This is a genomic window from Oceanobacillus sp. B139/18, assembly GCF_055524595.1.
The window spans coordinates 1,385,574-1,400,180 of the sequence record NZ_JBVFXI010000001.1 but is presented as its reverse complement, the minus strand read 5'-3'; the positions used below and the strand labels follow the sequence as shown (position 1 = coordinate 1,400,180).

Below are 14,607 nucleotides of genomic sequence, written 5' to 3'. Positions count from 1 at the left end.
ATTATACTCTAAATATGAGGATATCTTACGCCTCTTTTTCAAGATAGTCTTTTATGGATTAACTCTTTTATTTCTTTAATTACTAACTGAGGCTGATCGAAATAAATATCGTGGCCAGCATCTAAAGCAAAAAGCAGTTTAGCATTTTTATAAATAGCTTGTTGCTCGATAATTAATTGATGCCAGGTTTCTTCCAATAATTCTGCCTCATCTTTTGGGATGCCGCTCTTCACATGATTTGATATACATTTTTTCTTATCCCGACCAATAATCGTTACTGGAAATGAACCGGTGAAAGGTAAGGATTTAATTGTTTCAGCATCTTTTTCCCAACTTGTAATTTCTTGAACCATGGTTTTATATAATAAAGGGTTTATATAAAATGCAATTAATTTTTCCTGAATATTTTGCGGAAGCTTTTTTTGATTTTCTGTCAAAATAGGCGCTAACTGTTTCGAAAGTTCTAAGGGAGATAATGAAGCGTATTCTATACATTTTTCAATCCATGCCGCGTCTGAATCGTTTTCGTTTAGATAGGGTAAATCTAGTTGGTCTAGTTTATACAAATCTACAGAGGTAGAATCTAATAGTAATAATCCTCTTATTTTATTTGGATATATTTTTGATAAATGCTGTGCACATAAACCGCCATAGGAATGTCCTATAAGAACGACAGGCTCGGTTATATTTAATTTCTCTAGTATCTGTATAATTTCTTTTGTAACATTTTCAGTAGACTTTTTTGTATTAGTGAACTCACTTTCACCTAGCCCTGGACGATGAAACATGATAATTTGACTGTTTTCCTCGAGAGCAGAGATAATTTCTTCCCATTCATAAAAAGGAGACCCCATTCCAGTCAAAATAAGTATTGCTGGTTTACCATTCCTTTTAGATAGAATTTCTATCTTCTTACCGTTCATGTCAATAAACTTCAAAAAATCACGTCCCTTCATAATAAAAAAATTTATTATCATTGATAATGATTCTGAAAACTTCACTAATTGACATTTCGTTTTATCTTGATACTTAAAGCAAGTTTATCATATTGGCGAAGTTTCATTTTATTTCAAAATGAATTTTTTTGATTATAAGAAGGAAGCTTTACAATTAAAATGATTTGTTAAAGAAATGTGCTTATAGAGATGTATAAGGATATAGAAGATTTCCCAAAGAATAATGTGAAGAGCAGGATATAAAAACAAGCAATTATTGATTTGAAGGATAAAGTTATCAAATCATCCCATTATTCATGACAAACCAGTAACTTATCCGATATAGTATAGATAGATATGTCTAACGTGATAAGAGGCGAGTTAAAATGGAAAACAATGAACCAAAATTAACGAAAAAACAAATCGCAATATTAGAAGCTGCAACGGATTTATTTGCAGAAAAAGGGTATGCAGGCACATCAACGAGTGAAATTGCCACGAAAGCAGAGGTGGCAGAAGGAACGATTTTTAAGCATTTTAAATCGAAAAAAGGACTGCTGATGGCGGTTGTTTCGCCAATGATGGTGAAATGGCTTGCTCCCATGCTAAAAAAAGATCTGAATAAGGTGCTTGATCAGGAATTTGAATATATTCAAGATTTTATTCGGGCGATGATTGAGAATCGAAAAGAATTCATCCAAAAGAATTTGCCGATGTTAAAGATTTTAGTGCAAGAAATTCCATTTCATCCCGATTTAAAAGAAAAGTTTATTGAATATGTAGGGAATGATATTTTTGATAAACTGAGGGAAATCGTCACGTATTATCAAGACAAAGGACAGCTGGCTGACATGAAGACAGACACAATTATACGCACGGTTGCTACATCGATCTTATCGTATATTGTGGCGCGTTATGTGTTTCTTCCGGAAATAAATTGGGATGAAGAAGAGATAGAGACAGAAAGAATTATTCAAATATTGGAAAGCGGGATTATACAGAAAAACAGCGGGCAATAGGTATGCGTTTCTTTATCAAAAGATTCCTCAGACCTTCCCATTAACGGAAAGGTCAGGGGAAACTTTTTGCGTTTATTAAAATAGACAATTCGGCTATTATTTTCTGCGCTTTTCCTTTATCGGATATAAAATATAGTAAAAGATTGCCCCCGTGAAAAAGGAGAGAAAACATCCTAATAAAGATATTTGAGAGTAAAATCCGCCTTGACTCGTCTCCATTTCAAATAAACCGGAGCCAAAGATAGAAGCATGCTGAGGCAGACCTAACAGATGAAGCAATGTTAGAATGAGTGGTGCGCAAAGTATAATAAGGACATAAATCATTACAAAGCAGAAACCAGATAAGATACTTTGGAATATTTTCATGATATATCACCCTCCTTCAATACATCATTCATCGTTATTTACGGTTACCTTACTATGTTATACCCTAAAAATTATTATTTACATCATTTGTGTAGGATATGAAGGATCTGTTAGGATAAACAAAATGCCCGCATGGAAGGAAAAAGGAATACGAATATCTATTTTTTAACAGGTATCATGGCCATCATGAAACTTGCCGCTTTTCCAGAAATATATCCGTGATTTTTCCCATTCTATTTTTTGATGATAAGTATCATTTGTTTTGTCAGAAATAAAACGAAAGCTGAACAGGTTTTTTCTTATGTTTCCTTATTATTAGCAATAGGAAGCAAGGTTCTTTTTTTACTTCTTTTAAAAAGCAAAAATAGTGCTTCATGAAAGGAACAGGCGTGATTCCTCTGTCATTCTATGATGGAGGAATCACGCCTGTTTTGAGATGTAAGCAGAAGCTTTCAACTCTAAATAAATGCGGATGCACTATCTCTTTAACGTATACCATCTGCTAAAATCTTGGCACCATCCAATGGGAAGGTTGTTGATCCTTGTATACATAACAGGTCTTGCGCGATTGCTTACTACGATAGAAGCTAATCCCAGCTTTTGCTGTACGATATGACGTGTCAGCTGCAATTCCGCTATTTTAGTTCTCTTAGATAAGAAAAATTTTGTATTAAAACCGCCAGTCTTAATCTGTACAATGGAGTCGTTCACTGTATAGCGCGTCTGATAGAAATAAAGCAGTCTTGACATGATTACCAGAATGAAAATAAAGACAGAAAATATCCACCAGGGTATTTCCAAGCCTAAAAAGTCAGGTTTAACATAATAAAGCAAGCCTGTTGCAATCATCCAAACCCAGCTGGGCTTTAGCATCTGAAGCAGCCAAGCTTGTTTAGGCAAACGATTCATTTCTGAAGTTACCTGATAAGACGGTAATATTTCTTCAATCATTGTGTATGCACGCTGTACAGGAAGAAAGGGATACAGTCTGTTCACTTCTGCATCTTCACTGCCTGTATTTCCTGCACAAATCAATTTTATTTCCGCAATTCCAAGAGCTCGTTTGATCCATGATTGATGTACGCTGACAGCTTGCACATTTGCTTTGGAAATACGAAAGGTAGTTCTCTCTGAAAATCCCTGTGTAACGTAAATCTTTTCGATATCAGAAGCAATTTCATATTTGCCAAATCGAAATATGGTTAACACGGTGCCGGCAGCTATCGCAATCAGTATGATCAAGATGATGGAAACGAGAATAATCCACCAGGGCCAAGCGTCCAGAATATCGGTGAACACATCTTCCGCTTGTGCGCCGAAAGAAAAGAATTGTATGAAGTTTGATAGAAGCGACCATACAATGGGAAACACAGCTATAAAACTAAAGGATGCTAAGGAAGCTTTGAAAATATCATAGGCTGTCGGCGAGAAATGAACGATAGGATCTGCATTATACGTATCTGTTTGAATGTTTTCAGATACCGGGCCCGGGAATTCTTTCTCATAGGTATTTTCTGAACGGTTCAAGCTTCTTGTTGCACGAATGTGTTTTTCCATTTCCTGTGCTTCTTTCTGTGTTAGAACATGAAAGGTTACCGTGCTATTATCTCCAGCTGTGCTCGTTTCCAACGTAAGTGAGGTCATATTGACCATGCGATGGAATAGGGAAGCTTTCCGCCTGGTATGCTGAATTGTTGCATAGGGTATCGTTCGGCTGCTTGTTATCACGAGACGCCGGTTTAGCTGCAGATTTTCATTTCCAACTTTATATTTGCTGGTAAACCATCGAATGGGAATGGCCAAAAGAATAAGCATAAATATCAAAACGATTGCCAAACGTCCATAGGTAAACAGCCAAAAATCAGAATTTGCTCGAATAATAAATAAAAACAAGAATAAGAAGAACATGTTTTTAATCAAGCGCCAAATATCGTAGATCATAAGCAGGGGATGATACCGTTTTTCTTGATTCATGCGTCCCGCTCCTTTACATTCGCATAGGTTGCGATTTGCTGTCGCAGTTCCATGGCCTCTGTTTCATCTAAGGCGGGAATGGTATGCTTTGTTGTTATCGTGTTGACCTTCAGCTGATAAAGCTGATATTTTCTCATGAATGGTCCTTGATGAATGGATACGGATTGGATCTTCGTCATGGGTATCATCTGATGTTTTTGAAAAAGCGCTCCTGACCTTAATTGTAAAAATTCCTCACTGACCCCAAAACGCCAATGCTGATACCGTCTTTGGAGCTTGAAAGGGGTGAAGCTCATATCAATAATCGTGAACAAAATCAGCCCCATGATGATCCAAACTATCCATTCTCTCCATGAAAAATAATAGCTAAGATAGAGGAATAGACCAAGTATACCTAAACCAATTACATTCGAAAGGACTTCATTCATAAGCCAAACCTTGATACTATATTTGGATAGTTTGCGTTGTGGTGCTGGAATGTCTTTTATCAAATTAAATCACCTTTCATTTTTCCTGCTTTGTTATACAGACTTCATTTACTCTAGATTAAGAAAAATTTCCTCAAGGGACGGTTCTTCTACTTCTAACCGAAATACATCGATGTCCTGTCTTACAAATTGTTTATTTACATGCGGAATATACTCTTTTGAAGCCACAATGATTTCGGAAGATGTTTCTTCGATTTGAATTTTTTCGACAAGCTCTGTGAAGGAAGTCTGTAAGTGTACTTGCTCCTTTTCAGAGAGGGAGCGATGATGAATATGAATCACGATGTCCTGCTGATACTGTTCCCGCAGCTGTTTCATCGTTCCCTGTGTTTGAATGCTTCCCTTGTTCATAATCGCAATCTCATCACATAATTTCTCTACTTCATTTAAATTGTGAGAGGTTAATAGAATCGTAGTTCCTTGTGCAGCAATTTCCTTGATTAATGCATGAATGTTCAAAACGGCGTTGGCATCCACGCCGGATGTTGGTTCGTCTAAAAAGAGCAGCTTAGGATGATGAATAATGCTTTGAGCGATGCCCAGTTTCTTTTTCATTCCAAACGAATACTTTTTCACTTTGACATGGACAGCGTCCTCTAAACCGACTTGGGTGAGAACATGGATAATATCCTGCTTGGAAAGCGATTGTTTGACTAATTTTTGAAAGTAGTTTAAATGATGGTATGCTGTTAAATCATCATAAAAGGTAGAGTAATCCGGCAGTACACCAATTTCTTTTTGAATCGATTCCAGCCTTTTTTCAGGCTGACCTAAAACTTCAAAGGAACCGGAGCTGGGCTTGATAAGCCCGGTTACCATATTAATAAACGTGGATTTACCTGCTCCATTTTTCCCGAGAAAGCCAAAAATCGTACCCTCGGGAATGTGTAAATCAACGGAATCGACAACTATTTTCTTTCCGTATGTTTTAGTTAACTGATGTGTTTGCAAAGCTTCCATTTATAAATCCCTCTTTCTAAAGATGAATAAGCTTAATACAATAAATAAAACGGGGAAAAGCACTACGAAATAAGCATAGTAACTGTGCGTTTCTTCCTGTATGTAATAAAAATAAGGTGTAATATAGCCAATGGCCTTCACAAAAAGATTCTCTGTCCCTGTACTCCATAAACCAAGCACCGGCAGAGCAACCGAAATAATGATTCCTAAAAACATACTTAAAGATGGCTTTGGAATAACGGTTGATAGAAATAGTGTCAGGCCGATAAAGTAAGACACAAAAATAATCGCTTGAATCAGATTTAAAATAGAAAACGATTTTGAAAATGGAATGATAAGTAACAAAGCGACAGTAAGGCATACAGCCCAAAATAAAAAACTCCCGATAAATTTGCCAAGAATAATATGATTCCGACTTGTCTTTGTTGCTAAAAAACGGATGGTTCGTGTATCCATTTCTTTATTGACGATGTTGTGGGATAAGCTGGTTACAAACAAAGGCACGGCTAAAATCAATAAGAGCATTAATCCCATCACGTAAGCATCCTGTCCAAGTCCTAAATCCTGAAGGGGAGCTTCAAATTGGCGGACTAATCTGGCAGCACCGACTGTGACACCAAATAAGACGGCAATTATTAAACCTGAGCGAATGCTCGTAAATAAACTTTTAAACTCTCTAAAAGCGACTGTAAACATAAATTCATCTCCTCGTTTCCTAGGTATGCTTGCTGGCAGAAGCGCTGCGGGTTATCACCATGATTCCGGCAATCAAATAGATCATACCGCCAAAAATCCCTAAACCGATTGTTGAAAGCGTGCCAAGTATGGCTATTCCAATTAATAGAACCCCAGCCGATTTTCCTCTGGTTTCTTTTTTCAATAAGTAAATAGCTGCGGACCCTAAGATTATCCAGGTGAAGGAAATGACAGCTAAATAGATAAATAAATAACCTATATAAGTGATGATTTGTTGTTCGCTGAATTCAACTATATTTTCATCCTCCATAAAAGACTGGACTAACTCCAGCGTCTTGGGGCTTCCTTCGACATTGCCATACAACAGGATGCTTCCTGCGAATAGTACGCCAAATAATAAAATGCCAATAGCTGTTAAAACCGTTTCTGCTTGGTGCTTCATATCCACTACTCCTTCTTATGTTTCTTTACGTTCACTCTAGCAAACGCAGCTGTCTGCTAGTTGAACAGAACATTACCAATAAATTAAAAAAGCTTCGATTTGTTCAACTGTTCGTAAACTTGCTATGGTACGATACCAATGGAGGTGTCATACATGGAGGATCAAACAGATATTTTGATTGTGGATGATGAGAAAGCAATTGTAACTATGTTAGAAATGATGCTGAAGAAAGAAGGATTTCAGCGTGTACATAAAGCTTATACCGGGCAGGAAGCCATTCAGATATTAAAGCAACATAAAATAGAAGTGATTATTTTGGACGTCATGCTTCCGGATGGGAGCGGCTTTGATTTTTGCCCGAAAATCAGAGAGCTGACAAATGCGTATATTCTCTTTTTAACGGCAAAAGTTTCTGATTTAGATGTGTTAACAGGATTTGCAACAGGGGGTGATGATTATGTCACCAAACCATTTAATCCGTTAGAGGTGGCGGCAAGGATTAAAGCGTATTTAAGAAGATCTGCTAAAACAGAAGCCGCTATACCAGAGAAATCCAGCAAATATAACTTCGGTCGTTTTGTGCTAGATGAAAGCGCAGGTATGTTAACGGTTAATGGAGAGGATGTTCCATGCCCGACACAGGTCTATTTGCTGCTTCTTTATTTATGTAAGCATCCAAATAGAATTTTTTCCAAAGCAGATTTATTGGAGGCGGTTTGGGGCTTTGAACATTTTGCAGATGAGAATACGGTTTCGGTACATATTAGAAGAATCAGAGAAAGAATTGAGGTCAATCCGAGTAAACCAGAATTTTTACTCACTGTTCGGGGATTGGGGTATAAATTGGTGAAAGGAAATGTCTCATGAAGAAATTACGGAGCCGGTTGTTTTTTCATTTTTCAATTCAGTTTGGGTTTATTTCTTTGTTGATGATTGTTGTTGTAGTCGCTGCTTTTTTTATCGGTTTGTATTCCCTTTCTAATGTGGAAAGAGATGAGGATTATTATCAAACGCAGCTAGAAGAACTTGCAATTGAGATTGGCGATCCGTACGAATATAAAGAATTTGGGAACGAAATCAGCGATGCATTACCTGAGAAAACGTGGCTGCAAATTATTGATGAAGAGGGAAAAGTGGTTGAATCTGCAAATGTACCGGAAGATATAAAAGAGAATTACAGCAGTTTTGACATTGTACAAATGAAGGAGAGAGAGCAGCTAGGGGAATATGCTATCAAATATACATTAGAAGAGCTTTTATTTGCGAGTGACGATGCATATTTATTTGTGCTAGGTTACCAAGAACCAGGAAAAATTCTTATTAATGAATTATCAGAAAATACGAATGCAAACGGCAGGATTTCCAAAACAGACCAGCCTGAGGTGGAAGAGAAATTAAGCCAGCTTGAAGGAACACTTTCTATTTATGATGAAACAGGAGCTATTATTCAACAGTTTGGTAATCAGGAGCAAATAGAAGGGCAGCCATTAGAAATAATTGAAAAAGACACTTCTCCCGATCTTTTCACTGAAAAACAGTATACTTACCTAGATAGAGGTTCAGGTAATTCGTGGATTTTATATACTTCAAATGAACAAAGTCAGGATATGCCATTAACATTGTATAGAGATATTACGCTAGTATTCGTTGGTTTAACTGGGGTTATATTGCTAGTAACATTCTTAATCTCTTTTTGGACGAGTTTTCGTTATGGAAGCCCTTTGTTTATTTTTTCAAATTGGCTCAACCGGATGGGGGATGGAAACTATAAGGAAGTTTTAACAGCACAGGAGAAGAAAAAAGTATATCGAAAAAATGGCAAAATAAAAAGAAGATATAAGTTGTATAAAGAGGTTTTTCAGGCATTTGATGAGATGGCAGAAAAGCTGGATGCTTCCCGAAAAGAAAGAGAACAGCTGGAAAAAAGCAGAGAGGAATGGGTGGCAGGGATCTCCCATGACCTCCGCACACCTCTGACCACCATGGAGGGCTATGGGCGCTTGCTGGGAAATAAGGAATACGATTGGTCGAAGCAGGAGCTTCAAGAGATTGGAGATACCATCACTGAAAAAAGTGATTATATGGTAGATTTAATTGAAGACTTTACGCTCAGCTTTCGATTGAAAAATGATGCCAGCAGCTTAACGTTTAACGCGGTGAGTATCAATGAATATATGGAGCAAATCTTAGAGAAGTTTCAAAAGGATGTCACCTTTAAGGATTATCCAGTTGTATATGAACCGATTCATCCAGATAGAAAAATAGAAGTGAATGAACGGTTGTTTGAAAGAATGATTGATAATCTGATGTATAATGCCTGGAAACATAATCCGCAAGCAACTGCTGTAAAGGTAGAAGTTGCTCAATCTGAAGAAGAAAAAGCACTGGAAATCAGAATTACCGATAATGGAACGGGAATGGATGAGGAAACGCAAAAGCATTTGTTCACCCGCTATTATCGCGGCACCAATACAGAGGAAAGAAGTGAAGGGACAGGGCTTGGCATGAGCATTGCCCTGCAAATCGCCAAGCTGCATCAGGGGGCTATTTCGGTACAATCAGAAAAAGGTCGTGGCACCACCGTAACGGTATTTTTGCTTATGACAGAGATTAATCAAAGAACGCGTTACAGCAAGGGAAAACTGTAACGCGTTCTTACATAGAAATTATTAACTAAAAATAAAGAATTCAAAGACAGCGTCATGCATGATTTATACTCAAAGTAGTCAGAGAGAGGGGTTCCAATGGAAGAGAGAACAAACATTTTAATTGTAGAAGATGATTATGAAATTGCCCGGATTATGAAGGATCATCTGGACAGGGAAGGGTTTCAAACGACATGGGCATCTACTGGTGTAGAAGGCTGGGAGGATTTTAAAGCAGGTGACTTTTCCATCATACTTGTTGATTTGATGATGCCGGAGATGGATGGCTATGATCTGTGTGAAAAAATCCGTTTGGAAAGCGATGTACCCTTATTAATCGTCAGTGCAAAAGGAGAGGATGACAGTAAAATACGCGGATTGAATTTAGGTGCAGATGATTATTTAACCAAGCCGTTCAGTCTTAAGGAATTAACGGCGCGGGTTCAATCCCATTTAAGAAGATATCAGCGTTATACAAGTAAAAGCTATGATGCGCAAATGTCACAGTATGCACATGGATTAGCGATTGATTTCTTAAATGACGCAGTATTTTTGGAGGGTGAGCTTCTTGTTCTGACGGCGAAGGAAAAGGAAATTTTATTCTTACTTGCCCGGAATCCGTTTATTACGTTTGAGAAAGCACACATTTATGAGCATATTTGGCAGCTGAAAAATGTGAACGGTAATAATACGGTGACCGTGCATATTAAGAGTCTTCGCACGAAATTAAAGGATACTGGAAAACAGGCGAAATTTATTCAAACGGTTTGGGGAGCAGGCTATCGTTTTGTAGGAGAGCCGATGCCATGAAGATTAAAAATTGGCTGATGGTGAGTCATCTTGTGGTGATGCTGCTGCCGGTTGTGGCGGTGTATCTGCTTTATGTCAGTTTGCAGAGTTATGATCAGGAAGAGGATTTAAAGGAACATCTTGATTTTCAAAAGCTTGTTTCGGATTTAGATGGTGAGTTAAATGATGCATCTTTATATGAATATATGGAAAACAATCGCTTTCAAGGATTAACACAGATGGGTGATGATAATCTTCGTATTGATTTATATCGTTATGATGGACTTAATTTATTTTCAACAATGGAGGGAAATGTAAACTATATCTCACACCAAAATCAAGACAGGATGTTTGAAAATTTAAATGAAATTATTAAAGGGGCAAAAACCTATTCATATAAAAAGCCTGTATTTAACGAGAATCAACAGCTGGCAGGTATTTACGAAATTACGTTGGGAAGAAAAGATTGGGTAGAAACCTCAAATCAGCAAATGCTGTTAACGCTTATTCTTTCAGGTATCTTTTTTATTCTGCTTTATATTGTTGTTATTACTGCGATAAATTGGAAGCTGAACCGCCCGCTCTACCAATTGCAAAGTCATATGCAAGCTTTTGCAGTTGGAAAAAATGTGGAGAAAAAACTGATTCGCTCAAAAGATGAGATTGGAGAATTAAATCACCAATTTGAGGAAATGAAAAAACAAATTATAGAGACAAGAGAGAAACTTGTCAAAGAACAGGAAGAAAAAGAGTATATGGTAGCAGCTCTATCTCATGACTTAAAAACGCCCCTAACAGTTATCCGTACGTATACGGAAGCTTTAGAAAATCATGATTTATCAAATGAAGAACGGACAGAATATCAGACGATTCTTAATGATAAATTAGAACATATGAGGCAAATGATTGATGATTTATCCATTTTCACTGCACTTCAATCATCTAAGAATATTCTTCAGCCGGTACAGGTAAATGGGGAAGAATTTTTTGACATGTTATTTTCAGGATATGAAGAACCATGTGCAAGGAAAAATATTCGATTGACTACCGAATGGAGTGTTCGGAACACTTATGAATTAGACCCAAAACAAATGATTCGACTGGTAGATAATCTGATGGATAATAGTATTCGCCATACGTCTAAGCATGGAGAAATTTGGATGGGAGCAGCAGCATCAACAAAATCACTTCCAGATTGGATTTTCCCTGAATTAAAAGAAGAAGTAAACCAATGGAGAACAGATGGAACTGTCCTTCTGATTCAAAATGAAGGAAAAGGAATGGAAGAAAGTCAGATGAAGAAGGTATTTGAACCATTTTATCAAGACGATATATCTAGAGGAAAAGGAACAACCTCTGGCCTGGGTTTGAGTATTGCAAAATTTATTATGGAAAATCATGATGGAAAAATAAATATTTGGTCAACAGCAGGGAAAGGGACTCTATTTGTCTGCTGGATAAAAGAGAGGAGATAACGTATGTTTCAATTTAGATGGAAAGCAAGTTTTGTAGCAGCTAGTATACTGTTGTTAATTTTAGGAGGGTGTTCACAGGATATAGAGGTATCTGCTGAAGAAATTATTCATAATGTGATTGAATCCGAGAAAGAGGTAGATACTTACTATGGTAAATCTGAAATAGTATTTTATGAAGGAGAAGAATTAATAGGAGAAACAATGATGGAAGAATTTGTTTCAGGGACAGATAGAAAAATTGTTACGCAAGAAGGAGAAGAAGAAGTAGAGGTACTTAATAACGGTGAAAAGATGGTAATGTATAATAAGGGAAATGAAACAGCACAGGAAATGGATACGTCAGCAATTACGGATTATCCACTTACTCCGAAAGAAAGCTTTCAGCAAATACTGGATGTAGCAGAAGATTCTCATGATTATGAAGTGGTAGGGGACGAAGAAATGCTAGGTAGAGATACATTTCATGTTAGTCTGGAGGCAGAAGAAGCAAACAGTTTGATGGGGGATATGGAACTGTGGGTGGATAAAGAAACGTGGTTTGTTGTAAAAATGATTTCAGAAACAGGCGATTCTAAAATAGAATCAATTTATACAGAGCTTGATTTCTCACCAGATTTCACAGAAGATACATTCACTCTTGATATTCCAGATGATATAGAGATTACAAATATGGAGGATAATGTTTCTAATGAATTAGTTTCTGTAGAGGAAGCAAAAGATGAACTTGGGCAAGATTTTTATATGTTTTCTGAAGAAGATTTTAATTTGAAAGAAATAGAATTATATGATATTGGAGGAGAATTACAGCGGAAGGAATTAAATTTAACCTACATTTCAGATGATAATAAGTCAATGTTTAGTTTATCCATATTTGAATCTCCAGAAGCTATGAAGATTGAAGAATCAGATGTAGAAATCAGAGGGAATATCGCAGAATATGAGGGATCAATTAATGCCTATTTTTGGGATGAGGATGGTTTGCGTTATTCGCTTATGATTGAAAATCCAGATATAGAAGAGGAAGTTGTAGAGCTGACGGAGGAAATGGTGTTGAGTTCTGAGCAGCAGTAGAGATTAGCTTTCCTAATAAGTTGTCTACTTCAAAAATATTATAGAGAACATGAATGAAAATGAAGAAAAACTTATGTAATGCTCTGAATGGAGATTAGATTCCTTAGATAAAAAGGCTGCATACCGTCCAATGTATATAAAAAGAACATAGGCCCGTATGCAGCCTTTTACCAAATCAGGAGGCGAAAAGATATGAACATATCTGCTGAAGAAATCATGCGCAAGGCGGTTGAAGCAGGAGAAGGAATGGATCATTATTATACGTTATCCGAATCAAAAGTATATCAAGGAACAGAATTAATGGAGCACAGTATTTTAGAAGAATACGTCGCAAATGGCAAAAGAAAAACCATTACACATGACCAGCTGGAAGGGGAAGATAAAAGAACGGAAGCCTTGAATGATGGTGCAAAAACAATTATCTATGATAAATATAATCATCGCGCATTTGAGATGGATATAACAGCAGACGGAGATGTAGAATCACATGATTCTACAGGGAAAATGAATGGAATGAAGGGCATCACGAAGGATACTCATGCACTTGAAATAATAGGAGAAGAAAAAATACTAGACTTTGATACATTCCATATAGAAGCAAAAGCAAAAATTTCTGATCATGTATTTGGAGATACAGACTTGTGGGTGGATCAGAAAACTAGATTTATTATTAAAATGATTTCCGAAGTGGGCGGTATTCGAACGGAACTGGACTATAAGAAAATCGACATATCACCAGTATTTGCAGAAGATACCTTCACTTTGAATATTCCAGATGATGTTGAAATAAAGGATTTAGAAGCATTTGCTCCAGATACAGTAACATTAGCGGAGGCAGAAGAAATTCTTAAACAATCATTTTATCTGTTTCCTGAAGATGAGTTTATTTTAAAGGATATCGAAATGCATCACATCGACGGAATAATAACGCGTGACGAGTTAAATTTAACGTATTATTCTAAAGCGGATATGCCAATGTTCTACTTATCTATTTTTCATTCTCCTGAAGGGATGGAAATTGAAAAAGCTGATGTGGAAATTCGGGGAAGGAAGGCGGCCTATGAAAAGGTTGTCAATAGTATTACTTGGGATGAAGAGGGGTTAAGGTACTCCATCATTATGATTGGTTCCGAAGTTGAGAAAAATGAAATGATAGAGAGAACGGAAAGTATGGTATTGAACTCGGACTTAAATAAACAACCTTGAAAAAAGAGGTGATTCCCCATGAAAAAAGTAAAGATACATCCGCTTATTATTGTCGCTTTATTCATCAATACATTAGGAAACGGATTTTCTGCTTATCGTCTTTACGGTGATGATAGAGGAGCTGCTATTGCTTTAACGGTATTGTGTTTGTTTACATTAACTTTAGCTGTTTATGGTATTTTTCGTAATCGGAAAATAAATGAAAAGTAGGGAGATGTCAAAAATGTCAACAGAGGTAACGCTTGTAACAGCTATTATCTCGATCGTTATATGGAGTGCAGTGTCCTGGGAGCTTACAAAATCTTCAAAAGAGCAGAATAGAAAACGAATTACTTTGTTAATGTCTGCGGGCTGCTTATCTACACTTATTTTGATGGTTCCGCTTTTTGAAACAATCTCATTTTAAAAATAATCTCGTTAAGTTATTCTAAGAACGTTAAAAAACTGCTGGCTGTTTCATATTTGGCGCCACATACTTTATCAGTTAAAGAAATCCTGCAAAACGGCTAACCAGGTTTGATCATTTATAAAGAAATTACGG

The 14,607-nt window shown here is 36.8% G+C and carries 16 protein-coding genes; 9 read left to right on the top strand and 7 right to left on the bottom strand.

Translation table 11 applies throughout. The features are described from left to right. Positions 1-38: 38 nt before the first annotated feature. The gene (locus ACZSMY_RS06810; protein ID WP_193064110.1) at positions 39-938 is read right to left on the bottom strand and encodes an alpha/beta fold hydrolase; all 900 of its coding nucleotides are present in this window, start codon (positions 936-938) and stop codon (positions 39-41) included. Positions 939-1,321: 383 nt separating this feature from the next. On the opposite strand from ACZSMY_RS06810, the gene ACZSMY_RS06805 reads away from it, so the two are divergent. Next, complete coding sequence (locus tag ACZSMY_RS06805; RefSeq protein ID WP_465147587.1) at positions 1,322-1,954, top strand: TetR/AcrR family transcriptional regulator; 633 nt, start codon at positions 1,322-1,324, stop codon at positions 1,952-1,954. Between the two features lie 96 nt (positions 1,955-2,050). Here ACZSMY_RS06805 and ACZSMY_RS06800 read toward each other — a convergent pair whose 3' ends face one another. From ACZSMY_RS06800 to ACZSMY_RS06775, 6 genes are all read right to left on the bottom strand, one after another. After that, positions 2,051-2,320 (bottom strand): hypothetical protein, encoded by a 270-nt coding sequence (locus ACZSMY_RS06800; RefSeq protein WP_042533572.1) that lies wholly within the window; start codon positions 2,318-2,320, stop codon positions 2,051-2,053. Positions 2,321-2,797: 477 nt separating this feature from the next. Then, positions 2,798-4,294: a PH domain-containing protein gene (locus ACZSMY_RS06795; RefSeq protein ID WP_042533573.1), complete on the bottom strand. Its 1,497-nt coding sequence runs from the start codon at positions 4,292-4,294 to the stop codon at positions 2,798-2,800. Next, positions 4,291-4,785 (bottom strand): PH domain-containing protein, encoded by a 495-nt coding sequence (locus ACZSMY_RS06790; RefSeq protein ID WP_042533574.1) that lies wholly within the window; start codon positions 4,783-4,785, stop codon positions 4,291-4,293. Before ACZSMY_RS06790 ends, ACZSMY_RS06795 begins: the two co-directional genes overlap by 4 nt. Before the next feature lie 45 nt (positions 4,786-4,830). Continuing rightward, positions 4,831-5,742 (bottom strand): ABC transporter ATP-binding protein, encoded by a 912-nt coding sequence (locus ACZSMY_RS06785; protein WP_332093627.1) that lies wholly within the window; start codon positions 5,740-5,742, stop codon positions 4,831-4,833. Then, on the bottom strand, positions 5,743-6,438 hold the full coding sequence (locus ACZSMY_RS06780) for an ABC transporter permease (RefSeq protein ID WP_193064108.1): 696 nt from the start codon (positions 6,436-6,438) through the stop codon (positions 5,743-5,745). It lies immediately after the preceding gene. A 19-nt stretch (positions 6,439-6,457) separates the two neighbouring features. Further along, entirely contained in the window at positions 6,458-6,880 is a 423-nt protein-coding gene (locus ACZSMY_RS06775; RefSeq protein ID WP_052485040.1) for a DUF4064 domain-containing protein, read from the bottom strand. A gap of 153 nt (positions 6,881-7,033) precedes the next feature. On the opposite strand from ACZSMY_RS06775, the gene ACZSMY_RS06770 reads away from it, so the two are divergent. From ACZSMY_RS06770 to ACZSMY_RS06735, 8 genes are all read left to right on the top strand, one after another. Then, complete coding sequence (locus ACZSMY_RS06770) at positions 7,034-7,747, top strand: response regulator transcription factor (protein ID WP_042533577.1); 714 nt, start codon at positions 7,034-7,036, stop codon at positions 7,745-7,747. After that, positions 7,744-9,528, top strand: coding sequence for a sensor histidine kinase (locus ACZSMY_RS06765; protein ID WP_465147586.1), 1,785 nt, complete (start codon positions 7,744-7,746; stop codon positions 9,526-9,528). The genes ACZSMY_RS06770 and ACZSMY_RS06765 overlap by 4 nt, the downstream gene beginning before the upstream one ends. A 96-nt stretch (positions 9,529-9,624) precedes the next feature. Next, the gene (locus ACZSMY_RS06760) at positions 9,625-10,335 is read left to right on the top strand and encodes a response regulator transcription factor (protein ID WP_332093632.1); all 711 of its coding nucleotides are present in this window, start codon (positions 9,625-9,627) and stop codon (positions 10,333-10,335) included. Further along, the gene (locus ACZSMY_RS06755) at positions 10,332-11,789 is read left to right on the top strand and encodes a HAMP domain-containing sensor histidine kinase (protein WP_332093633.1); all 1,458 of its coding nucleotides are present in this window, start codon (positions 10,332-10,334) and stop codon (positions 11,787-11,789) included. The genes ACZSMY_RS06760 and ACZSMY_RS06755 overlap by 4 nt, the downstream gene beginning before the upstream one ends. A 3-nt stretch (positions 11,790-11,792) precedes the next feature. After that, positions 11,793-12,860, top strand: coding sequence for a LolA family protein (locus ACZSMY_RS06750; RefSeq protein WP_332093634.1), 1,068 nt, complete (start codon positions 11,793-11,795; stop codon positions 12,858-12,860). A 192-nt stretch (positions 12,861-13,052) separates the two neighbouring features. Further along, the gene (locus ACZSMY_RS06745) at positions 13,053-14,066 is read left to right on the top strand and encodes a LolA family protein (protein WP_332093635.1); all 1,014 of its coding nucleotides are present in this window, start codon (positions 13,053-13,055) and stop codon (positions 14,064-14,066) included. 18 nt (positions 14,067-14,084) lie between these two features. Next, positions 14,085-14,276, top strand: coding sequence for a hypothetical protein (locus ACZSMY_RS06740; RefSeq protein ID WP_256706125.1), 192 nt, complete (start codon positions 14,085-14,087; stop codon positions 14,274-14,276). Positions 14,277-14,289: 13 nt separating this feature from the next. Next, positions 14,290-14,472 (top strand): hypothetical protein, encoded by a 183-nt coding sequence (locus tag ACZSMY_RS06735; protein ID WP_256706126.1) that lies wholly within the window; start codon positions 14,290-14,292, stop codon positions 14,470-14,472. The last annotated feature ends 135 nt before the right edge of the window (positions 14,473-14,607 follow it).

Coding starts and splice junctions, on each gene's coding strand:
- ACZSMY_RS06805 (WP_465147587.1), top strand. CDS start 1,322: ATGGAAAACAATGAACCAAAATTAACGAAAAAACAAATCGCAATATTA.
- ACZSMY_RS06800 (WP_042533572.1), bottom strand. CDS start 2,320: ATGAAAATATTCCAAAGTATCTTATCTGGTTTCTGCTTTGTAATGATT.
- ACZSMY_RS06795 (WP_042533573.1), bottom strand. CDS start 4,294: ATGAATCAAGAAAAACGGTATCATCCCCTGCTTATGATCTACGATATT.
- ACZSMY_RS06785 (WP_332093627.1), bottom strand. CDS start 5,742: ATGGAAGCTTTGCAAACACATCAGTTAACTAAAACATACGGAAAGAAA.
- ACZSMY_RS06780 (WP_193064108.1), bottom strand. CDS start 6,438: ATGTTTACAGTCGCTTTTAGAGAGTTTAAAAGTTTATTTACGAGCATT.
- ACZSMY_RS06775 (WP_052485040.1), bottom strand. CDS start 6,880: ATGAAGCACCAAGCAGAAACGGTTTTAACAGCTATTGGCATTTTATTA.
- ACZSMY_RS06770 (WP_042533577.1), top strand. CDS start 7,034: ATGGAGGATCAAACAGATATTTTGATTGTGGATGATGAGAAAGCAATT.
- ACZSMY_RS06765 (WP_465147586.1), top strand. CDS start 7,744: ATGAAGAAATTACGGAGCCGGTTGTTTTTTCATTTTTCAATTCAGTTT.
- ACZSMY_RS06760 (WP_332093632.1), top strand. CDS start 9,625: ATGGAAGAGAGAACAAACATTTTAATTGTAGAAGATGATTATGAAATT.
- ACZSMY_RS06755 (WP_332093633.1), top strand. CDS start 10,332: ATGAAGATTAAAAATTGGCTGATGGTGAGTCATCTTGTGGTGATGCTG.
- ACZSMY_RS06750 (WP_332093634.1), top strand. CDS start 11,793: ATGTTTCAATTTAGATGGAAAGCAAGTTTTGTAGCAGCTAGTATACTG.
- ACZSMY_RS06745 (WP_332093635.1), top strand. CDS start 13,053: ATGAACATATCTGCTGAAGAAATCATGCGCAAGGCGGTTGAAGCAGGA.
- ACZSMY_RS06740 (WP_256706125.1), top strand. CDS start 14,085: ATGAAAAAAGTAAAGATACATCCGCTTATTATTGTCGCTTTATTCATC.
- ACZSMY_RS06735 (WP_256706126.1), top strand. CDS start 14,290: ATGTCAACAGAGGTAACGCTTGTAACAGCTATTATCTCGATCGTTATA.